General features: G+C 73.3%; 8 protein-coding genes and 1 pseudogene. 5 read left to right on the forward strand and 4 right to left on the reverse strand.

Annotated features, from left to right (window positions below):
* Both ABTY15_RS21135 and ABTY15_RS21140 read right to left on the reverse strand, forming a co-directional pair.
* A pseudogene (locus ABTY15_RS21135) lies at nt 1–371 on the reverse strand (DNRLRE domain-containing protein); the annotation flags it as partial.
* Between the two features lie 229 nt (nt 372–600).
* On the reverse strand, nt 601–4134 hold the full coding sequence (locus ABTY15_RS21140; protein ID WP_350595195.1) for a ricin-type beta-trefoil lectin domain protein: 3534 nt from the start codon (nt 4132–4134) through the stop codon (nt 601–603).
* Nucleotides 4135–4619: 485 nt separating this feature from the next.
* Between ABTY15_RS21140 and ABTY15_RS21145 the strand changes: the two genes are divergently transcribed.
* Complete coding sequence (locus ABTY15_RS21145; protein WP_350595204.1) at nt 4620–11960, forward strand: polymorphic toxin-type HINT domain-containing protein; 7341 nt, start codon at nt 4620–4622, stop codon at nt 11958–11960.
* A gap of 10 nt (nt 11961–11970) precedes the next feature.
* The gene (locus ABTY15_RS21150; RefSeq protein WP_350595213.1) at nt 11971–12375 is read left to right on the forward strand and encodes a hypothetical protein; all 405 of its coding nucleotides are present in this window, start codon (nt 11971–11973) and stop codon (nt 12373–12375) included.
* Between the two features lie 16 nt (nt 12376–12391).
* Here the strand turns inward: ABTY15_RS21150 and ABTY15_RS21155 are convergent, their stop codons facing one another.
* Complete coding sequence (locus tag ABTY15_RS21155) at nt 12392–15556, reverse strand: putative bifunctional diguanylate cyclase/phosphodiesterase (protein WP_350595222.1); 3165 nt, start codon at nt 15554–15556, stop codon at nt 12392–12394.
* Nucleotides 15557–15751: 195 nt separating this feature from the next.
* Between ABTY15_RS21155 and ABTY15_RS21160 the strand changes: the two genes are divergently transcribed.
* The 3 genes from ABTY15_RS21160 to ABTY15_RS21170 are packed head-to-tail and all read left to right on the forward strand — an operon-like array spanning nt 15752 to nt 21596.
* Complete coding sequence (locus ABTY15_RS21160; RefSeq protein WP_350595231.1) at nt 15752–19129, forward strand: amino acid adenylation domain-containing protein; 3378 nt, start codon at nt 15752–15754, stop codon at nt 19127–19129.
* A 5-nt stretch (nt 19130–19134) separates the two neighbouring features.
* Complete coding sequence (locus ABTY15_RS21165; RefSeq protein WP_350595656.1) at nt 19135–19992, forward strand: leucyl/phenylalanyl-tRNA--protein transferase; 858 nt, start codon at nt 19135–19137, stop codon at nt 19990–19992.
* A gap of 44 nt (nt 19993–20036) precedes the next feature.
* On the forward strand, nt 20037–21596 hold the full coding sequence (locus ABTY15_RS21170; protein ID WP_350595240.1) for a hypothetical protein: 1560 nt from the start codon (nt 20037–20039) through the stop codon (nt 21594–21596).
* Nucleotides 21597–21680: 84 nt separating this feature from the next.
* Here the strand turns inward: ABTY15_RS21170 and ABTY15_RS21175 are convergent, their stop codons facing one another.
* Nucleotides 21681–23051: a virginiamycin B lyase family protein gene (locus tag ABTY15_RS21175; protein ID WP_350595248.1), complete on the reverse strand. Its 1371-nt coding sequence runs from the start codon at nt 23049–23051 to the stop codon at nt 21681–21683.
* Nucleotides 23052–23054 lie beyond the last annotated feature (3 nt).

Genomic DNA, 23054 nt, shown 5'->3' on the forward strand with positions numbered 1-23054 from the left:
TGGGCCTTCGGCGCGACCTTGCCGTCGGGCGTCTGCACCAGCGTGGTGTCGACGGGCACCCAGGCCTCGCCGACCTTCATCCGGATCGGACCGGTCGAGCGGTCCGAGGTCAGCGTGCCGTCCGGGTTCGCCCACAGCGTGGTGAACTCCGTCCGGGCACCGGTGACCTCGATCCGCCGCTTCTGCAGCCGGGCCGCGAGCAACGCCGACGCCTCGTCGGGCGCCTCCGTGGAGGGAGCGGTGGCGGGAGTGGTGGGGGGCGTGGGGGGCTTCGGAGCGGAGGCGGCCGGGCTACCGGCTGCCATCGCGTCCACCGCCGCGCCGGCCTGCACCAGCAGGCCGAGCGTCAGGAGCGCCGATATGGAACGCATTCGACGCGTGGAGAGGGCCCCGCCCGCAGATGCGGACGAGGCCCGAGACCGTCGTGACATCAAAACTCTCTCAAGAGGTTGCCAAAGTTCGGCATCGATCGTTCGATGCCGAAGGACAATCTCTCACTCTCAGTCAGTTTTAATCTTCCCATCCCGGATGACGATTTCGCAACGGATTACTCACGCACCGGAGTCGAGCGGCGCTGCCCACGACGGCCCCTGTCACCCGTCAGTTGTTGACCGGCGGGAGGCTCCAGGCCTGGTTGGGGTTGCCCAGGCAGGTCCAGATGCCGAACTGGGTGCCGGGCTTGTCCCCCCACCCGGGCAGCTCCAGGCAGTAGCCGGACTGCGCGGTCCGGATGGTGCCGTCCGAGCGGCGGACCCAGCTCTGGCCGACCCGGCCGTCGCAGGTGTCCAGGCTGACCGTCAGCCCGTCGCGCAGGGCGGTGTCGGTGGTCGACAGGCAGAGGCCCTGGTGGCGGACGGTGCCGTCGGTGCCGAAGGTGAACTGCTGGTTGGGGCCGCCGTAGCAGCCGTAGACGGCGACCATGCCGCCCTTGATCTGGCCGCCCCAGGCGTCGGCGCAGATGTCCGGCCGCCAGACCGACTGGATCTCGACGGCGGCGTTGCTGTTGCCCATGGTGTCGGGGCCGGTCAGCCCGGTGACCCGGCCCGGCACGTCACTGCCGTTGGCGCCGCGCCAGATCCTCAGGGTGCCGTCGGTGCCGACGGCCCACAGGTCGGCCAGGCCGTCGCCGTTGAGGTCCCCGGAGGAGCCGATCTGCGGGTAGGCGGCGCCGGTGGTGCCCGCGGCCGAGCCGGCCAGGATCAGGGTGCCGCCGTCCGGGTTGGTGAGCGCGCTGTAGTCGGGGGTGGCGCCGCCGGTGATGGGGTAGGCGCGGATGTCACCGGTGTCCCGGTTGCGGGCCCAGACGGTGGTCTGCAGTAGCGACTTGCCGTCGGCGGTCACGGTCGGGCCGTTGGCGTTGCCCGGGTTGATGAGGTCGTACTTGCTCCACGCGCCGGGCGCGGAGGGGATCAACCGGGCGGTGTCGTCCAGGGTGTTGTCGCCCGGCCCCGGCCTGAGCAGCCAGAGCTGGTCGCCCTCCAGACTGAGCAGCGAGGTCTTGGACAGGATGAGCGGCTTGCCTGCCGGGGTGTCGGACGGCCCGGTCTGCTCGCCCTCGGGGGTGCCGATGGCGATGATCTGTGAGGCGTCCGACCAGGTCGGGGCGAAGGTGCGGGCGGCCGGGCAGGGGACCGCGCCGGTCGGGGTGTTGGCGCAGGCCGTGGTGGTCGGACGGTCGAGCGAGCTCTGCGCGATGACGTCGTAGCGGCCGGTGCCGTCGTTCTTGAGCAGGTAGAGGTCCTGCTTCAGGGTCTTGTCGACGGTGTTGTGGGCGATGATCTGGTCCACCGAGCCGGACTTGTTGAGCGCGCCGCGGTGGGTGACCTGGTAGTCCTTCCACGTGGTGGTGGTGTCGTTGACGTCCCGGCGCGGGGCGCTGCCGGGGGTGGCCGAGGTGGAGCGGGTGATCTCGGTGTTGCCGTTGACGATCCGCAGCGAGCCGGCGGCGTCGGGCAGCAGGATGTCCGGGACCTTGTCGCCGTTGGTGTCCCCGAGGACGGGGCGGCTGCCGGGCTTCCAGGGGGCGTAGAAGCTGTACGTGGCGGGCTGGCTGTAGTTGCCCGCGTTGTCCTGCGCCCAGACCCAGAGGATGTTGGTGCCCCAGTGCGGCGGCATGAGCCCCTTCGAGCCGTTGCCGTTGCCGTCGGCGAGCACGGTGTCCTGGTCGCCGCAGTGCCAGCCGGTGACGGGGGTGGAGTCCCAGCTGTAGCGGAAGCAGGCGACGCCGGAGGCCTGGAGGCCGTTGCCGGGTGCCGGGTCCTGGCCGGCGAAGGTGAAGGTGCCGGTGTCCTCGGAGTACTTCGCCGGGTTGTCGTTCGGGGTGCCGGAGGGCGGGAAGTCCGCGGAGCCGATGCCCACCTGCGGGTTGGTGCGGTCGACCCGGAAGTAGCACCAGGCCGAGCCGTCCGAGGTCAGGGTGCCGTCGGTGGCCCGGGCGAGGAGGCCGTACTGGTGGCCGTCGGAGAGCGAACCGAGCGGCACGGGCGAGCCGGGACTGTTGTAGCTACCACCCGGGGTGCCGGGCTGGAGGCCGAAGCTGCCGTCGTTGTCGTCCCACACCTGGAAGCCGGTGTAGAGGTTGAAGCCGGCCGGCGACCAGCTGTTGGCGGCCACGTAGATGTTCTGGTTGTTGCCGATCCAGCCGGGGTTGTCCCAGGGGTGGGCGCCGCCGGTGGTGCAGTCGACGTACTGGTTGGTGCTCGCGAAGCCGGCGTACGGCCAGTAGTGCGGGTACCAGATGCTCGGGGTGATGTCGTAGTCGGTGGTGATGGTGGGGTTGCTGGAGATCCGGTGCCGGTACTCCATCTTCCCCTCGTCGTCGGGGGCGATGACGATGGTCCACTTGCCGCCGCCGGCCTGGGCCGCCTGCTGCATCGGGCCGGTGACGTCGAAGGTGAGCTGGCCGTAGTTGGTGATCGGTCGGCTGTCGGTGGCCTTCGGGCAGGTCGGGGTCAGACCGTTCTGTCCGCACGGCTGGTTGTACCAGTTGGTCCCGGTGTCGATGCCGCTCGGCGCCCAGTAGACCGCCAGCGGGGTCGGGGTGCTCGGGCTGGAGGCGTAGCTGACATTGGTGTAGAGCGTCGAGCCGTACACGGTCGGGCGGTAGGGGGCGCCGGCCGGCTGGGTGAAGAGTGCGGAGTTGACGGAGAACTGGAAGTAGGCCCGTTCCCGGCCCTTGCCGTTGCAGTCGCTGTAGCCGCAGAAGCCGGTGGCGAGCTCGCTGAGCTTGTTGTAGTTCTGCGCGCCCTTCTGGTTCTCCTGGACCTCGACCGAGCCCTCGGTGCTGCTGGTGGCGGCGAGGGTGGGGTCGAGGTACCAGGGGCCGCTGCCCTGGCCCAGGGCCTGCTGGTCCGGGGAGAGTTCGATGCCCGCGGCGGTCACCTTGGCGGCGATGGCGGCGACCTTGGCGCCGTTGCCCGGGGCCTCCGCCGTCGAGGCGCTACCGGCTGTGGCCTGCGCCGCCGGGGTGCCGGCGGAGGGCGCCGCGGCGGCGGACTTCGCGGTCGGCGCGGCGGCGAGGGTCCCGGAGTCCCACTGCTGCGGCGGCGGGGCGCCGAACCGGATCCTCCCGCCCTCGTCGGCGACGCTGATGTTCCCGCTGGCGTCGGCGCTCACCTTCAGGCCGCTCGCGGTGGTGCCGAAGCGGAGCGTTCTCAGCGCCGGGTCCGCGGCGGCTGCCGCCGTCCGGACCACCAGGACGTTGCGCCAGCCCCCGGCGGGCAGGGCGGTGACCTTGAGGTCGACGTCGGGCAGCACACCGGGGTAGACGGCCGAGGAGCCGTCCAGGGTCGGCGCCGGAAGCCTGAACGGGGCGGTGACGGCCAGCTTCTTGCCGTCCTCGGTGGTCAGCGTGGCCATCGGCCCGGTGCCGCCGCCGGACAGCACCAGGCCGGTCGAGGCGACGGCCGGGCTCAGCGTGCCGTCCGGGTTGCGGCGCAGCGTCGGGTCGAGGTCGGCCCACCCGTCGCCCTTCTTCGCCCGGACCTCCCGGGCGGACTCGGTGACGCTCAGCCGCCCGTCCGGCTTCGCCACCGCCTGGCTGCGCGCGGTGGTGAGAGCGTCGACGACGACCGGCTTCCCGGTGGCCTTGGCCTTCGTCACCGCCTCGGTGACGGCGCGTTGCTCCGGGGTCATCGCGGCGGTTGATCCCTGCCAGGACAGCGGTGCCGGGGTGGCGGGGCCGTGCGAGGGCGGGGCCGTGCCGGCGTGTGCCACCGGCCCGGCGGCCAGCGGTGCGAGCGCGACGACGCCGGCTGTCGCGAGCGCCGTGACACGGCTTATGGCACGGGCTGAGTCGCCTCGCGGCCTTGTGTTCGGAAGTGTCCATTTCGTGGTGAACATCGTGGGCGTTGCGTTCCCTCTCCGATTCCCCGCCCCCCTCGGACGGGTGTTTGGGTGGGAACGATGCTGGCTCTCCGGTGGCACGGTCAAACCGAATTCGCCTTATGCCCACATGTCCTGATTGATCGTCAGGTCGAAAGTAAATTCTTGCCCAACAGTTCGGCTCCGATCCGGTCCGCTCTGGTGCCGGTGATCGCACAGGATCTATGGTCTCGACCTGTCCGACGCACGGTCGTGCGTTTCCAGGGGTGGGTGCCATGGCACTGGGGGGCAGGGAGATGTCGCTTTGGCGTGCCCGTTTTCGGGCGGGGCAGCAGACCGCGGGCCAACAGCCGGCGGGGCAGCAGACCGCGGGGCAGCGGACCGGCGGTCGGATCGTCGGGCTGGCGACCTCGCTGGCCGTCGTGCTGAGCCTGGTGAGCGCACCGTCCGCCGTGGCGTGGGCGGCGACCCAGCAGAAGGCCCCCAAGGTCTGGAACCCGCCGAAGACGCCGCTGGGTGCGGACACCGGATCGGTACCCGGCACCGACCTCAAGGTCGTCCCGCTGCCGCCGATGCCCGGGCACGGCGCCACCGGATCCGAGCCGGTCAAGCGACCGCCGTTGAAGACCGGTACCGCCGTCCTCACCCTCGGCCCCGACAGTGCGGAGGCGAAGGCCGCCCGCGCCGCCACCGGCGGTGCCGCACCCGCCTCCTCCGGCGCGACCTTCGCCCGGGCCGGTGAACTCCCCGTCCGGCTGGCGCCGACCCCGGACTCCGCCGAGCCGGTGCGCGAGGCCCGGGTGTCGGTGACGGACAAGGCGGCCGGACGGTCGGCCGGCGTCGACGCGCCCCTGGTTGCGGTGTCGGCCGGCCCGACGGCCCGGCCCGGCGCGAAGCAGGACGTCCGGGTGTCGCTGGACCTCTCGGCCTGGCAGGCCGCCGGCTGGGCCGACCGCACCCGGCTGGTCGCCCTGCCGGCTTGCGCGCTCACCACGCCGAACCTCCCCGAGTGCCGGAAGCAGACACCGGTCCAGGCCACGGTCGACCCGGCGGCCGCGACCATCACCGCGGACGTCACCCTTCCCGCGGCGTCCGATGCGACCGGTCCGGCCGCCAAGTCCGCCGCGCCCACCGCCGAGAGCGCCCCCTCGTCCGACAGCGCCGCCGCGCCCGCCGCCGTCGCCTCGGCCGAGTCCGCCGCCCTGGTCCTCGCCGCCGACACCGCCGCCGGCGGTTCCGGCGGCACCTACGCGGCCACCTCGCTCAACCCCTCGATGGCCTGGAGCGCCGGCTCCAACGTCGGCAACTTCACCTACTCGTACCCGATCCACCTGCCGCCCGCGCTGGGCGGCGCCGCACCGGCGGTGTCGCTGGACTACAACTCCGCCGCCGTCGACGGCCGCACCTCGGCCACCAACAGCCAGGCCTCCTGGATCGGTGACGGCTGGGGCTACGAGCCCGGCTTCATCGAGCGCTCGTACCGGCCCTGCGACAAGGCCGGCATCGCCAAATCCGGCGACCTGTGCTGGGGCGGCCAGAACGCCAGCCTGGCGCTGGCGGGCCACTCCGGCGCCCTCGTCCGGGACGACGCCACGGGCGTCTGGCACATCCAGGGCGACGACGGCTCGAAGGTCGAGCAGCTCACCGGCGCCGGCAACGGCACCAGCACGGGCGAGTACTGGAAGGTCTCCACCCGCGACGGCATGGAGTACTACTTCGGCCTGAACCACCTGCCCGGCGGCGACGGCACGGACCCGGCCAGCAACTCCGCGCTCACCGTCCCGGTCTACTCGCCGAACAGCGGTGACCCCTGCAACTCGGCCGCCACCGGCGCCGGTTCGTGGTGCACCATGGGCTGGCGCTGGCAGCTCGACTACGCCGTCGACACCCACCGGAACCTCACCACCTACAGCTACGCCCCGGAGACCAACTCCTACAACCGCGGCGGCGGCCAGAACGGCGGCAACGGCACCCTCACCGCCTACCAGCGCGAGGCCACGCTGAGCAGGATCGCCTACGGCCAGCGGCTGCCCGAGCAGATCGCGGCCAAGGGCGGCCTCAAGCCGGCCGCCGCAGCGGTCTTCACGACCGTCGAACGCTGCCTCCCCACCACCGGGTTCGCCTGCGCGGAGAGCGACCGCACCACCGCGAACGCCTCGTCCTGGCCGGACGTGCCGCTCGACCAGGCCTGCGCGGCCTCGGGCAGCTGCCTCAACACCAGCCCGACCTTCTTCAGCACCAAGCGCCTCACCACCATCACCACCCAGGTCACCGTCAACGGCGCGCCCGTCACCGTCGACAAGTGGGACCTCGGACAGTCCTTCTTCGACCCCGGTGACGGCACCGCCAAGACCCTCTGGCTCGACTCCGTCACCCGCACCGGCAGTGACGGGCGCGCCGAGGCCAAGCTCCCGGCCGTCTCGTTCAGCCCGATGCCGATCGCCAACCGCATCGACGGACTGGACCCGCCGCAGCCCAAGTTCATCCGCCCGCGCATCTCCCAGATCACCACCGAGACCGGTGGCCGGATCCTCGTCAACTACTCCACCGCCGAGTGCTCCCGGGTGAACCACCGGATGCCCGCGTCCGCCGACGGCAACACCATGGCCTGCATGCCGGTCAAGTGGTACAAGCCCGGCGTCACCGACCCGGTGGACGACTGGTTCGACAAGCCGCTCGTCACCAGCGTCAGCGAGCAGGACGCGGTGACCGGCGTCGCCGTCACCAAGACCGCCACCTACACCTACAACGGCGGCGCCGCCTGGCACCGCAACGACGCCGAGTTCACCGACCCCAAGACCCGCACCTGGGACAACTTCCGCGGCTACCAGTCAGTGACCACGACCACCGGCAGCGCCTACCCCGGCGAGGCCCCGAAGACCCAGCAGACCATCACCTACCTGCGCGGCATGGACGGCGACTACCTCGCCGACAACAAGACCAAGCGCAGCGTGCAGGTGGCCAGCCCGCTCGGCGGCACCGTCACCGACAGCGACTGGCTGGCCGGCGGCGTCGTCGCCACCGAGGGCTTCGACCAGGCCGGCGGCCAGGTGCTGAAGATCAGCGGCACGGTGTCCGAGGCCCAGACCACGACCGCCACCCACAAGCAGTCCGGCGGCATGCCCGACCTGCTCGCCCGCTACCCGGCCGCCAAGGTCACCAGCATCACCAAGTCCAAGCTGAGCGACGGCTCCTGGCGCACCACCACCAGCGTCGCCACCAGCGACCCCGCCAACGGCAACCGGGTGCTCTCGGTCGCCGACCAGGGCGACGGTACCGCCGCCACCCCCGCGACCTGCACGACCAACACCTACGCGACCAGCAGCAACCCGCTGCTCAGCCAGCTGATCGCGCAGACCGCCGTGACCAGCGGGCCGTGCGGCGTCGACCCGGGCCCCGGCAACACCGTCTCCGCCAGCCGGACGTTCTACGACGGCAAGCCCTACAAGCAGGCCGGGGACGTCGGGGACGCCACCAGCTCCCAGATCCTGGACCGCTACGACGGCGCCAACCCGGTCTACGCCCTCAACGGCACCACCACGCGCGACGCCTACGGCCGGATCACCGGCTCCACCGCCACCGACGGCTCCACCTACGACGCCAACGGCGGACAGCTGACCGGCGCCTCCGTCACCCCGGCCCCGACAAGCACCGCCTTCACCCCCGCCGGCGGGGAACTCGCCGGCAGCGTCGCGACCACCAGCCCGATGGGCGCCGGCTGGACCACGACCATCACCGTCGACCCCGGCCGCGGCGTCACGACCGCCTCCACCGACCTCAACGGGCGCACCACCACCCAGCAGTACGACGGCCTCGGCCGGCTCACCGCCGTCTGGACCCCGGAGCGGCCCACCAACCTGTCCCCGAGCCGCCGCTTCAGCTACGACGTGAACGGCGTCAACGGCCCCTCCGTGATCACCACCGAGTGGCTCAAGCGCACCGGCAACGCCTACTCCGGCCAGCGCGACCTCTACGACGGCCTCGGCCGGCTGCGCCAGACCCAGCGCACCAGCGACGCCCGCCAGACCGGCCGCCTGATCACCGACACCGTGTACGACTCGCACGGCTGGGCGATCAAGACCTCCGCGCCCTACTACGAGGCCACCACCGCCCCGAACAGCAGCATCTACCTCCCGGAGGACTCCCAGGTCCCGTCGCAGACCTGGAACACCTACGACGGTCTCGGCCGGGTCGTCCGCACCGAGTCGCGCTCCTACGGCAACCTCCAGTGGGCCACGCTCAGCTCCTACCCGGGCGCCGAGCGGGTCGACACCACGCCCCCGGACGGCGCCACGGCCGGCACCAGCATCACCGACGCCCGCGGTCGGGTCGTCGCCAGCTGGCAGTACCGGACGGCGACCCCGACCGGCAACCCCGCCGACGCGGACGTCTCCACCTTCACGTACACGCCGGGCGGCCAGCCCGCCACGCGCACCGACTCCTCCGGCAACACCTGGCGCTACACCTACGACCAGCGCGGCCGGCCCACCTCCGTGACCGACCCGGACACCGGCACCAGCCGGACCTTCTACGACGCCAACTCCCGGATCGACCACACCACCGACGCCCGCGGCAGCACGCTCGCGTACACCTACGACCTGATCGGCCGCAAGACCGGCCTGTACAGCGGCTCGGTGGCCCCGGCCAACCAGCTCGCCGCCTGGACCTTCGACACCCTGGCCAAGGGCCTGCCGACCTCGTCGACCCGCTACGTGGGCGGCGCGAACGGCACCGCCTACACCAAGGCCGTCACCGGCTACGACGCGATGGACCGTCCGCTCGGCAGCTCGGTCACCATCCCCGCCGGCGAGGGGGCGCTCGCCGGGACGTTCACCACCACCAACACCTACTACCCGTACATCGGCACGCTGAAGACGACGGACCTCCCGGCGGCCGGCGGCCTGCCCGCCGAGACGGTGTACTACTCCTACACCGACACCGGGCTGCTCCAGACCGCCAACACCGCGGACGACACCCTCGTCGCCGACGTCAGCTACGACGCGCTGTCCCGGCCGGTGCGCACCGTGGTCGGGCCGCCGGGGCTCCAGACCGTCAACACCACGCAGTACGACTGGGCCACCGGACGGGTCATCAACTCCTTCCTCGACCGGCAGAACGGCAACGTCGCGGTCGACCAGGCCGGTTACACCTACACCGCCTCGGGCCGGCTGACCTCGGTCTCCACCGTCCAGGACGCCCAGGCCACCGACACCCAGTGCTTCAGCTACGACTACCTGGGCCGGCTCACCCAGGCCTGGACGGACACCGGCGCCACCCACACCACCGCCGACTGGACGGACAGTTCCGGCGTCAAGCACGGCAGCGGCAGCTCCACCACCGTGCCCGGCATCGGCGGCTGCGACAACGCGAACGGGCCCGCCACCACGGCGGGCGGCGGGAAGAGCGTGGGCGGGCCCAGCCCGTACTGGCAGAGCTACGGCTACGACGCCACCGGCAACCGGACCGGCCTGGTCCAGCACGACGTCACCGGCAACACCGCGAACGACGTCACCACCACCCAGGCCTTCGGCGCCGCCAAGTCCGTCAACACCCCGACCACCGCGCCCAGTTCGGGTGGCGGCACCGGCGGACCGCACGCGCTGACGACCTCCACCACCAGCTCGGCGGCCGGTACCAGGACCGTCGGCTACCAGTACGACGCGGCCGGCAACACCACCGCGATCACCGACACCTCGGGCACCACCAGCCTCACCTGGAACGGCGAGGACAAGCTCGCCTCGGACGCCCAGACCGGCAAGCCCGGTGCCACCTCCTACCTGTACGACGCCGACGGCGACCTGCTGATCCGCCGCAACCCCGGCCAGACCACCCTCAGCCTGGCCACCGACCAGCTCACCCTCGACACCGCGAGCGGGGCCACCACCAACACCCGCTACTTCGGGGCGCCGGGCGGGCTCGCGCTCACCCGCGTCACCGCGGCCATCGGCGGCGGCACCCTGCTCGTCCAGGCGAGCGACCCGCACGGCACCGCCAACCTCCAGATCAACACCACCGAGGGGATGGCCGTCACCCGCCGGCCGGTCGACCCCTTCGGCAACCCCCGGGGCACCCAGCCGGACCCGGGTGCCTGGGCCGGTCAGAAGGGCTTCGTCGGCGGACTCAAGGACGACACCACCGGTCTGACCAACCTCGGCGCCCGCGAGTACGACCCGCGCACCGGGCGGTTCCTCAACCCCGACCCGCTGCTCGACGTCGCCAACCCGCAGCAGTGGAACGGCTACGCGTACAGCGACAACGACCCGGTCAACCTGAGCGACCCCACCGGCCTGATCGTCGACGACTGCTGGCAGGGCGGCTGCGGCCACGGCCACTACAGCCCGCGCGCCCCCGAACCGGTGATGGCCCCGGCGAGCTTCTGCGTCACCCTGGAGTGCGCCCAGCAGACCTCGACCGCGGACTACTGGGACAACTCCCGCAAGACCCAGGCGAAGATCGCCACCACCGTCAGCAACGGCAACGGGCACGGCGGCAGCCAGCCCAAGAAGAAGCCCGGCTGCCTGAAGCGCCTGCTCGGCTGCCTCTGGGACCACCGGGCCGACATCGCCGGGGCCGTCGTCAGCGGCGTCACCTACTTCGGCTGCTACACCGCGGCCGGTCTGGCCGCCCCCGAGACCGGCGGTGCCTCCCTGGTCGCCGGCGTGGCCGGCTGCGGCGCCGCGGCCGGTGCGGCGGGCACGGCCGCGCACAACCTGATGAGCCCGAAGAACAAGCAGCAGAGTCCGTTGACCGGGGCCGTCGACGGCGCGGGCTCGGCCCTGGTGGGTGAGGGGGCGGTGACGCTCGTCGGCCAACTGGCCAAGGCCTTCGGGCCGAAGGCGGGGGAGCTGCTGGAAGGGCTGGTCCGGGGCTGCTCGACCCACAGCTTCCCGGCCGGGACGCTGGTCCTGCTGGCCGACGGTTCGACCAAGCCGATCGAACAGGTCGCCGTGGCCGATCAGGTCGCGTCCACCGACCCGCAGACCGGCGAGCACGCGTCGAAGGCCGTCACCGCCACCATCGTCACCCCGGACGACCGGCACTTCACCGACCTGACCCTGACGGCGGCGGCCGGTGCGGACCTGCCGAAGCTGACCGTCACGGCCCACCACCCGTTCTGGGACCTGACCGCCCGGCGGTGGGTCGACGCCGCCGAACTCCCGGTCGGCCACCAGGTCCTGACGGCCGACGGCACCACCGCGACCGTCGTGGCGACCGCCGGCTACGACACCGCGCCGCGGACGGCCTACGATCTCACCGTCGCCGACCTCCACACGTACTACGTGCTGGCCGGCGCGACCCCGGTGCTCGTCCACAACAACAGCGAGGCCTGCCCGGTCAAGCCGGTCAACCTGCCGGGGTGGCGGAACATCAACGTCAAGATGGAGCACATCCTCGACGGGCACACGGCGGGGGGAACCAGGTACCAGCAGAGCAACATCAAGACGAAGTTCCCCGACGAGTGGTCGCCGAAGAAGATCGAGTCCACGGTGCGCAAGGCGTACAAGGGGGCTACGATGGCCGGTCCTTCGCAGGGGCCGCGGGTGTTCCTCCGTGGGAAGGCGGAGGGCCTGGAGATCGAGATGTGGGTCAACAAGGAGACCCGGGAGATCGAGACCGCCTATCCGGTCTGGAGGTGAGGGAGCTGTGGTGTTCGATGTCCGCTGGGACGCGGAATCGCTGGAGTGCGCCGGTGCCGGGGCGATCTGGGGCGGTGTGTGGGTCGAGACCGAGGGGGAGGCGTTCCCCGAGCGGGGCTGGCACGACCTGCCGGTGGCGTTCGTCGCCGAACTGCTGGACGCCTTCGCCGAGGTGGGTGCCGGCCCGGGGCGGCGGCGCCGGGTGAGGTTCTTCGACGGGCCGTTCTGGGTCGATCTCGCGGGGGTCGACGGCGGGGGCGTCGCGGTCACGGCGGGCTCCCGGACGGCGGAGGCCGCGGCGCCGGCGCTGACCGGGGCGGCCGACGCCCTGCTCCTCGCGTGTCAGGGGCGCGGCTGGGGCGAGCACTCCGACGTGCGCCGGCTGCGGGCGATCCGGAGCCGGTTCCCCGGCTGACCGGCCCGCGGCCGGCTCACGCGGGCAGGTAGCTGGTGTCCCGGACCAGGGTGCGGGCCTGGGCGGCGGTCATCGGGTGGGCGAAGAGGTAGCCCTGGCCGAGGGGGCAGCCCATCGCGGTGAGGAGGTCGCGCTGTTCGGGGTTCTCGATGCCCTCGGCGATGACCTGGACGCCGAGGGTGTCGGCGATCCGGGCGATGCCCTCGACCAGGGCGTACTGCTGCTGGGAGTGGCCGAGGCCGTCGATGAAGGACTTGTCGATCTTGAGGATGGAGATGGGGAACTCGCGCAGGTAGGAGAGCGAGGAGTAGCCGGTGCCGAAGTCGTCGATGGCGATGCCGACGCCGAGTTCGCCGAGGGTGTGCATGTCGGCGTGCACGCGGTCGTCGCGGCGCATCAGGACGGACTCGGTGAGTTCCAGGACGAGGGCGTGCGGGTCGATGCCGGAGCTGCCGAGGGCGCCGCGGACGACGTCGACGAAGCCCGCGTCGCGGAACTGGCGGGCGGAGACGTTGACGTTGACCCGTAGCGGGGGCCGGCCGGCGGCCGCGCGGGCGGCGCTGCTCGCGGCGTGCCAGGCGGCGGCCTCCTGGGCGGCGCGTTCGAGGACCCAGGCGCCGAGCGGGACGATCTGGCCGCTCTCCTCGGCGAGGGCGATGAACTCGTCGGGCAGCACCATCCCGCGCCGGTCGTGCGGCCAGCGGACCAGCGCCTCGAAGGCGACCAGATCGCCCGAGCGCAGGTCGACGATCGGCTGGTAGTACAGCTGGAAGGCGGACTCGGCGATCGCCGAGTCCAGGTTCTCGTTCAGCTCGTGCCGCTCCACCAGCCCGGCCTGGAGCGCCGGCTGGTAGTGGCACCACTGCCGGCGGCCGGCCGCCTTGGCGGAGTAGAGCGCCAGGTCGGCGTGGGTGAGCAGTTCGGCCGCGTCCACACTGTCCTCGGTGGTGGCGACGCCGATGCTGGCCGTCACCCGCACCGCGCCGGCGCTGAGCTTGAACGGTTCGCCGAACACCGCCAGCACGCCGTCCGCGATCGCGTCCACGTCCGCCGGGCGCAGCGCGTCCTCGACCAGCACCGCGAACTCGTCGCCGCCGAGCCGGGCCGCGGTGTCCGAGGTGCGCAGCGCGGTGGAGATCCGCAGCGAGACCGCGACCAGCAGCTCGTCGCCGACCGCGTGGCCCTGGGTGTCGTTGACCACCTTGAAGTCGTCGAGGTCGATGAAGAGCACCCCGGTGACGGCGCCGCTGCGCTCGCCGCGCGACAGCGCGTGGCCGACCCGGTCCTGGAACAGCACCCGGTTGGCCAGGCCGGTCAGCGAGTCGTGGAAGGCCCGGTGGGTGAGCTCGCGCTCCATCTGGCGCTGCTCGGTGACGTCACGCAGGGTGAGCACCAGGCCCCCGACGGTCGGGTCGCCGCGCAGGTCGTTGAACCGGACCTCGGCCTCGATCGGGGTGCGGTCGTGCCGCAGCAGCCGCCAGTGCTCGCGCGGCTGGGCGCGCCCCCCGTCGACGCCCGGCGCCGGCCCGGTGGCGGGGCCGCGCATCCGGGCCAGCGACTTGCCGACGGCCCGGCTGTCCTCGGGCGGGACGAGGTCGGTGACCAGCGTGCCGTCCAGGCTGGGGTAGCCGAGCACCCGCTGGGCGGAGGAGGAGGCGTAGCGGACGCCGTCGTCCGCGTCCAGGATCAGGATGACGTCGCTGGCGCTCTGCACCAGGGTGCGGAAGTACAGCTCGCTGTTGCGCCGGTTGACCTCCTGGCTCAGCACCACCCGTTCGACGGCCAGCGCGGCCTGGGCGGCCAGGATCTCCAGCGAGCTCCACAGGCTGGTCAGCTCCTGCTCGGTGCCGGTGACGATGAGCGCGCCGATCAGCGGGTCGCCGGAGGGGCGCTCGGCGAGGGTGAGCGGGCACAGCAGCGCGCAGGGCATGCCGTTGAGGCGGGTCGCCAGATCGGTGCCGATGTCGTCGACGCGCAGTAACCGGGTCTGGCGGTGGGCGGCGAGCGCCAGCACCTCGTCCGAGTCGGGGGACGGGTCCCGGCGGGGCTGCGGGGTGCCGCGCTGGGCGTGGCGGACGTGCGCCCCGCCGGCCTCCGAGACGGTGAGCAGGGCGACGTGCCCGGGCTCGGCGGGCATCAGGGTGGAGGCGGCGGCCTGGACGGCGTCCGCGACCTCCTCGACGGTGAAGGCCGCGGTGAGCCGGCTGCCGGCCTCGCGCAGCGCCCGCTCGCGCGAGATCGCCTGCCGGCGGGCCACCACGACGACCGCCAGCCGGGCCAGCACCAGGAGGTAGAGGATGGCCGAGAAGGCGCCGATCACGCCCGCGTTGCTGGTGTTGCCGGCCAGCGACTCGATGATCAGGATCGCCGGGGCGATCAGCGAGGCCAGGGTGAGCAGGATCAGCCGGGCGGTGCCCAGGTCGGGCTGCTGGGTGGGGATGGGTCTGGTCAGCTCCACCATCGACGGGTGCAGCGCGGCCGCGCCCCAGGCCGTGTAGAAGGCGGCCCAGCCGAGTTCGACGGGGGTGCCGATGTGCCAGTTGCCGTGCAGCTGGATCAGCCCGTACAGGGTGTCGGAGACCAGGATGCCGACCGTGCCGACGGTGAGCAGTTGCAGCGAACGGCTGTTGCCGCCGCGCGGGGTCAACAGGCGCAGCAGCAGGGCGAGGACGACGACGTCGCCGAGCGGGTAGGCGATCGAGACGGCCTTCTGGAACCAGGTGAGGTCCGGGTTGCGGGCGTACGGGAGGATCAGGTAGATCCAGGCGAGCAGCGCCAGGCCCATGGTGAGGATCAGCGCGTCGAGCAGCCCGGCGCGGTCCTGACGGGCCGTCCGCCAGCGGATGAAGCCGAGCACGCCGGCCGCGTACAGCACGAACTCGGCGAGGTAGAAGCCGTCCGCGACGGACGGGAAGGGGTTGTTCAGGTGCAGGATCTGCAACTGGATGGCCTGCACCACCTCGCCGGCGGTGAAGCTCAGGTTGGCGAGGGCCAGCAGGTACCAGAACAGCGCGTGCGCGGGGCGGTTGAGGCGGACGCCGACCACGATGGCGGCCACGCCGCCGAGACCGATGCCCGTCCACCAGATGATCCGCTGTGCCGGGTTCGTGTAGTAGATGCCGGTGAACAGCACCATCCACAACAGGTAACAGACCATCAGGCGTTGTCGCCGACGTGTCAACGAGGCTACCTCCTCCGCGACACGTGGTGCGCCACGCGGTGCGCACGCGTTCGGTGCGCAGGTGGTGCGCACGGCCGAGGACGTTCGGCCGGGGTTCGGTCGGACGTTCCCAATGTTCCGTGAGTTCCGTGAGTGCGTATAGTCGGAAATGTCGCACCTCCCAGCATTCTGCCGCCACAGCACGAGGTCAAGCCGGTGGACGACGCAGCCGACAGCGCACAGGGCGCACGGCCGGACGTGAACTCCGGGCGTCACGCCGTGGTTCTCAACGAGAACGGTCAGTACGCGATCTGGCCGGGCGACTTAACCGTTCCGGGTGGTTGGGACCTGGTGTTCGGGCCGGCCGGCCGCGCCGACTGCCGGGCCTACGTGGACCGCGAATGGCGCCCGCCCGGCCTCGGCTACCCGGGCGAGCGCGCACGCGCCGGGCGGGTGCCCGCGGGCTTCACGGGCACCGTGCACGGGCTGTTCCGGGCCCGCGCGGCGCACGACCCCGAGGCGGTCGCCGTCCTCACCGACGAGACCACGCTCAGTTACCGCGAGCTCGACCTGCGCAGCGACCGGCTGGCCGCCGCGCTGCGCGCCCGCGGGGTCGGCGGCGAGCAGGTGGTGCCGGTCTGCCTGGAACGGGGGCCGGACCTCGTGGTGGCCTGGCTGGGCGTGCTCAAGGCCGGCGGGGCCTTCCTGCCGCTGGACCCGACGTACCCGGCGCGGCGGCTCGCCCAGCTCGTCGAGGGGTGCGGGGCGCGGGTCGCGATCACGGACGGTCACGGTACGGCGTTCCCGGGGGTCGCGTCACTGCGCGTGGACGCGCTGCTGGCGGCGGCCCTCCCCCTGGAGCCGACGCCCGAGGCCGCGCCCGACGACCTCGCGTACCTGATCTACACCTCCGGCACCACCGGCTTCCCCAAGGGCGTGCCGGTCACCCACCGTTCCCTGGTCTTCACCCTCGACCGGGTCATCCACGCCTACGGCCTCGCCCCCGGCGAACGCGTCCTGCAACTCGCCGCGCTCGCCTTCGACACCTCCCTGGAGCAGGTATTCGCCTCCCTGCTCGCCGGCGCCACCCTCGTCCTCGGCGGCAGCCGCACCTGGGCGCCCACCGAGCTCGTCCACCGGCTGCCCGGACTCGGCCTCGCCGTCGCCGACCTCACCCCCGCCTACTGGCACCACGTGCTCGCGCTGCTGCCCGTCGGCGGCCCCGGCCCCGAGAAACTGCGGCTGATCGTCGTCGGCGGGGACGTCGTGCACGCCGACGACTGCCGCGACTGCCTGGACCGGCTGCCCGGCGTCCGGCTGGTCAACGCCTACGGGGTCACCGAGGCCGCCGTCACCTCCACCCTCGGCGAGATCACCCCCGCCCTGCTGGACAGCGGGGCGGCGGCCGGCACGGCCGCGCCGGTGCCGATCGGCCGGCCGCTGCCCGGCGTGCGGGTGCACGTCCTGGACGCCCGGCTCAGCCCCGTCCGGCCCGGCGAGCGCGGCGAGATCTACCTCGGCGGCCCCGGCCTCGCCCGGGGCTACTGGCGCGCCCCCGGCCTCACCGCCGAGTCCTTCCTGCCCGACCCGTACGCCCCGGTGCCCGGCGAGCGGATGTACCGCACCGGTGACGCCGGGCGCTGGCGGGCGGACGGGCAACTGGAGATCCTCGGCCGCTTCGACGACCAGGTGAAGGTGCGCGGCTACCGGGTCGACCCGGCGGAGATCGAGGCCGTCCTCGCCGCCCACCCCGACGTCCGGCAGGCCCGGGTCGCCGCCGACGGCACCGCCCCCGACGGCACCCGGGCGCTCACCGCCTACTACACGCTCGCCGACCGGGCGAACACCGACGCCGGCGCCCGGCGTGACCGGATCCGCGCCTACCTCGCCGAACGGCTGCCGGACTACATGCTCCCCGCCGAGTTCGTGCTGCTGGAGAACATGCCGCTCACCCCGGCCGGGAAGATCGACCGCCGCGTCCTGCCGCACGCCGAACCGCAGTTGCAGCGGCGCGACAGCAAGCGCCCCCACCCACCGGAGCCGGCCGCCGAGGCCGCGGGCCAGGGCGCGACGGGCCAGGACGGCCTCGCCGGCTCCCCGCCCGGCGAGGGCGGCGTCGTCGAGGCCGCGGTCGGACACCTGTGGGCCGAACTCCTCGGCGTCGAGGACGTCGAGGCCCCCGACGACTTCTTCGACCTCGGCGGCAACTCGCTGCTCGCCATGGAGATGCTCGCCCGCGCCCGGATCATGTTCGGCATCGACGTCACCCGGATCCGCACCCTCACCCGCGCCCTGCTGCGCGACGCCACCCTGCGCGCCTTCGCCGCCGCCGTGCAGTCCGCCCGCTCCGACGGCGCGGGCACCGGCGAGGCCGCCGTCGACTGGGCCGCCGAGGCCGAAGTCGGCCACCCCGTACGGCAGTCCTGGAGCCCGGCGCCCTGCCGCGCCGACCCCGCCGAGATCCTGCTCACCGGCGCCACCGGCTTCTGCGGCGCCCACCTGCTGCACGCCCTGCTCGCCACCACCCGGGCCCGCATCCACTGCCTCGTCCGGGCGCCCGACGAGGAGCACGCCCTGGAACGCCTGCGCGCCGCCCAGCAGCGGTTCCTGCGCCACGACCTCGCCGACAACCGGGTGGTGCCGCTGGTCGGCGACCTCGCCGAACCGCTGCTCGGCCTGACGCAGCGTCACTTCGAGTGGCTGGCCGGCAATCTGGACGCCGTCCACCACCTCGGCGGGCAGGTCAACTTCATCTACCCGTACCACCAGCTGCGCCGGCCCAACGTGGACGGCACCCGCGAGATCGTCCGGCTCGCCGGACACACCCGGGGCATCCCGGTGCACTACCTGTCCACCCTCGCCGTCCTCGCCGGCTTCGGCCCGGCCGGCATCGGCGAGGTCACCGAACGCACCCCGCTGGCCTACCCGGAGAAGCTCGCCGTCGGCTACGTCGAGAGCAAGTGGGTCGCCGAGCAGCTGCTGCACAACGCGGCCGCCGCCGGGCTGCCCGTCACCGTCCTGCGCACCAACGACGTCACCGGGGACCTCGCCACCGGGGTGATGAACACCGGGACGGAGATCTGCGCGCTGGTCAAGTACCTGGCGGACAGCGGCACCTGTCCGGACGTCCGGCTGCTGCTCGACTTCGTCCCGGCCGACCGCTTCGGGCGCGCTGTCGCCCACATCGCCGCCCACGCCCCGGCCAACGGCGAGGTCTACCACCTCACCTCGCCGCGCCCCGCCGTCCTCGCGGACCTCGCCGACCGGCTGCGCGCGCACGGCTACCCGGTGGCCGAACTCCCGTACGGGGAGTGGGTGCAGGGCCTGGTCCGGTACGCGGCCGGGCACCCCACCCACCCGATCACCCCGTTCGTCCCGCTGTTCGTCGACCGCGCCCCCGGGACGGACCTGTCCATCAGCGAGATGTACTTCCGGCCCACCTTCCCGCTGTTCGACCGCGCCAACACCGACGAGGCGCTCACCGGCAGCGGCATCGTGCTGCCCGCCGTCGACGCCGAGCTGCTCGACCTCTACATCGGGCAGCTGGCCGCCGAGGGGTACCTCGGGCCGCCGGTGGGGGTGCTGCGGGCGTGAACGCCATGGACGCGGCGAACGTCTTCGACGGCCTGGACGTCCAACGCGGGCCCGGGGACGGGCCGGTGGCATTCGGGGCCGGGCTCGGGCCGGAGCAGCTGCTGGCCGCGTACCGCTGCGGGCTCTTCCCGATGCCGGCGGCCGACGAGGTCGCCAGCGCGTTCAACGAGGTGCGCTGGGAGGACGAGGTCCGGGCCGGGCGGGTGGTGCTGCTGCCGGGGGGCGAACCGGCCGGTGACCCGTACGCCGGTGACCCGTACGCCGACGGCCCGTACTCCGGCGCCCTGTACGACCCGTACGCGCTGGCCTGGTGGTCGCCCGACCCCCGGCCGGTGATCGCCCCCGACGGCGTCCGCCTCGGCAGCCGCCTCGCCCGGCGGCTGCGCAACCGGCTGACCTGGCGGACCAGCGCCGACCGGGCCTTCGGCGCGGTGCTCGCCGGCTGCGCCCAGGGGCGCCAACCCGCCTGGCTGAGCCAGGAGTTGCGCGAAGGTCTGGTGCGGCTGCACGCGCTCGGCGCCGCCCACAGCGCGGAGGTGTGGGAGGGGGAGGAGCTGATCGGCGGCGTGTTCGGCGTCGCGGCCGGGCCCGTCCTCAGCCTCGACTCGATGTTCCACCGCCGCCCGGACGCGGCCCGGGTCGCCGTCGCCGATCTCGCGGCCCGCTTCGGCGCGGCCGGCGGCCGGCTCCTGGACGCCCAGTGGGACGGCCCGCACGTCCGCACCCTCGGCGCGGTGCCGATCCCGCGGGCCCGCTACCTCGCCGAACTCGCGGCGGAGGGCGCCGTGGGTCCGCTGCCGACCGAGGAGCTGCCGGCGTCCCGGCTGGGCACTGTGGGTGGCCCGGAGGTTAACGGGAGTTGACCTCTTTTCGACAAACTTATTCCTCGTCAGTAACATGACGCCGCGTGTTCAAGAGTTCCATAGGCAGGGCCGTGCGCCCCGCCGTCCTCACCCTCCTCCTCGCCGGGGTCGCCGCGTGCGGGCCGACCACTCCCGGCACCAGCCCGCAGGCCGTCGGCAGCGCCGACCCGGCCGCCACCCCGGTCGCGCTCGCGACGGCCGGGGGCAGCCCGGCCGCCGCCCAACCGACCGCCGCGCCCCGCGCCCGCACCACGACCCCCGCCGCCGCGCCGACCACCGGGCGGCCCTCCGCCGCCGCCGGCGCGCCGGTCACCGCCGCCCCGGCCGGTGCCCAGCAGGCCGCCATCGGCGCCCCGGGCAAGGACGGCGGCGCGGTCACGGCGGCCACGAAGAACCTCCAGCTCACCGCCTACGACCCGGCGTCCGGTACGGCCGTCCTGTCGGGGGCGGCCGGCCCGGTCACCCCGGCGCCGACCGCGTCCGCCTCGGCCTCCGCCACGGCGACGGCGACGGCGACCGCCTCGCCGTCCGCCACCGCGGCGCCCGCCGCCGTCCAGCCCGGGCAGCTGATCGCCAGCCCGCCCACCGCCGCCGCCCCTCAGGGCGCACTGGTCGCCGTCACCGGCGTTCACCCCGGCGCGGGCAACACCCTCAACCTCACCACCCGCCCCGCCACCCTCGCCGAGCTCCTCGGCGGCACCGAGGCGGACGGGCAGGTCCCCGTCGACCCGCACGGCATCAAGGTGACGCCGCTGGTCAAGGACCTCAAGGCGACCGTGGGTGTGGACGGCAACGGGGTCAAGGCCGACGCCTCCGGCACCCTGGAGGTCGACGTCAAGGCGCCCATCCCGCTGCCCGAAGGCGCCAGCGTGGACGCCTCCGGCTCCCTCCAGCTCCACCCCGCCGTCCACTTCGCCTACCACGGCGCCGCCGCCGGCAGCCCGCGCACCGCCTCGATCGGCTTCGACCTCGGCGCGCACGCCCAGTGGAAGGTCACCGGCGACCTCGCCCGCAGCACCGGCGCGGCGCCCGTCCGGCTGCCGTTCGCCAAGCTCCAGGCCAGCCCGGTGCTGACCGTCGCCGGGCTGCCCGTCGTGGTCAACCTCGGCCTCACCTGCTACCTGGAGGTCGGCGCCGACGGCCAGGTCCACCTGGAGGCCGAGCAGGAGGCCGCCGGCACCTGGGCCGTGCGGGCCGACTACACCGGCGGCAAGGGCTGGAACGCCGTCACCGACGCCGCCGACACCAAGGTCTCCCCGGTCCGCGCGAAGGTGACCGGCAAGGCGGGCGTCCGCACCTCGCTCGGCGCCGAGGTCAACATCGGCCTCTACGACACCGTGGGTGTCGAGGCCACCGTCGCCCCCTACCTGCGGGCCCAGGCCGAGGGCTCGCTGAGCGTCGACACCTCGGGCAACCCGCCGCAGGCCCAGGGCAGTTGGTCCCTGGTCGGCGGCGTCGACCTGAACGGCGCGCTGCTCGCCCACCTGAAGGTCTTCGGCACTCCGGTCCTGGAGGGCAAGTACCCGCTGCCGCCCTTCCACCGCGAATGGCCCCTGGTGACGGGCTCGGCCACGCTCCCGGCCCCGCGCCCGAGCAGCAGCTGACCGCACGCCACCACAGCGACCCCATGGCCGAGGTTTCCGGCCATGGGGTCGCGTGTTTCCGGGAGCACGGCGAATCGTCGGGGATCAGCCGAGCGTGATGTGAGTGGTGGCGGTGACGGTGTTGCCGGCGGGGTTCGGGTCGGGAGTGCTGGAGGTGACCTGGGCGGTGGCGGTGGCCGTGCCGGGGCGGGTGGCGACGACGCGGACCTGGAGGGTGCGCTGGGCGCCGGCCGGGAGGTCGCCGAGGTGCCAGGTGAGGCTGCTGGGGGTGCGTTCCTGGGCCGGGGGTGTGACGGAGACGGCGGGCAGGACGAGCGGGCGGGTCAGCCTGACGGTCACGTCGTCGGCGACGGCGGGGCCGTGGTTGGCGACGGTCACGGTGTAGGTGAAGAAGCGGCCGGGGCGGGCGGTGCCGGGGGCGGCGAGCTGGGGCACGAGGTCGGCGGCGGGGGTGGCGGCCGGGTCGAGCCGGCCGACCTGGTTGCCGATCAGCTCGGTGAACCAGATGCCCGCGTCCGCGCCGGCGGCGAGGTAGAACGGCACCTTGCCGCCGCTGCCGGGTAGGGGGTACTCGGTGACCGCGCCCGCCGGGGTGATCCGGCCGATCCGGTCGCTGTTGGACTCGGCGAACCACAGGTTGCCGTCCGGGCCGGTGGTGATGCCCGTCGGCCCGCTGTTCGGATCCGGCACCGGGTACTCGGTGATGGCGCCGCCCGGGGTGATCCGGCCGATCGCGGCGGCCTCGGCGAACCAGAGGTTGCCGTCCGGGCCGTAGGCGATGCCGTCGGGGAAGGCGTCCGCGGTGGGCAGCGGGTACTCGGTGACCGCACCGGCGGTGGTGATCCGGCCGATCCGGTTGCCGAAGACCTCGGTGAACCAGAGGTTGCCGTCGGGCCCGGGGGAGATCCGGTAGGGGAAGCTGTCCGCCTGCGGCAGCGGGTACTCGGTGACCTGGCCCGTCAGGGTGATCCGGCCGATCTTGTCGACGCCGTCCTCGGCGAACCACAGGTTGCCGTCCGGCCCGGCGGCGATGCCCAGCACGCCGGCGTTCGCGGTGGGCAGCGGGTACTCGGTGATCGCACCGGCGGTGGTGATCCGCCCGATCAGGTTGCTGCCGGTCTCGGTGAACCAGAGGGCGCCGTCCGGGCCCTGGGTGATGGTGTCCGGGTAGCTGTTGGCATCGGCCAGCGGGTACTCGGTGACGGCGCCGGCCGGGGTGATCCGCGCGATCCGCCCGGCCCCGTTCTCGGCGACCCAGAGGTTGCCGTCCGGCCCGGTGGCGATGCCGACCGGCCCGGCGTTCGGGGCGGGCAGCGGGTACTCGACGACGTCGCCCACGGCGGCGTGGGCCGGCGGGGCGGCCAGCGGCAGGCCGATCAGTGCGGCGAGCAGCAGGGCCGGCCACCGGCGGCAGCCTGGCCCGGTACGGGCGGAACGGGGGAGGGCGGCGGGCACGGG

The sequence above is a fragment of the Kitasatospora sp. NPDC097643 genome (assembly GCF_040302625.1).
Classification (GTDB): Bacteria; Actinomycetota; Actinomycetes; order Streptomycetales; family Streptomycetaceae; genus Kitasatospora.

What these genes read in the sequence shown, in the direction of transcription:
- ABTY15_RS21140 (WP_350595195.1), bottom strand. Translation starts at nt 4,134, where the DNA reads ATGACCCCGGAGCAACGCGCCGTCACCGAGGCGGTGACGAAGGCCAAG.
- ABTY15_RS21165 (WP_350595656.1), top strand. Translation starts at nt 19,135, where the DNA reads ATGGACGCGGCGAACGTCTTCGACGGCCTGGACGTCCAACGCGGGCCC.
- ABTY15_RS21145 (WP_350595204.1), top strand. Translation starts at nt 4,620, where the DNA reads ATGTCGCTTTGGCGTGCCCGTTTTCGGGCGGGGCAGCAGACCGCGGGC.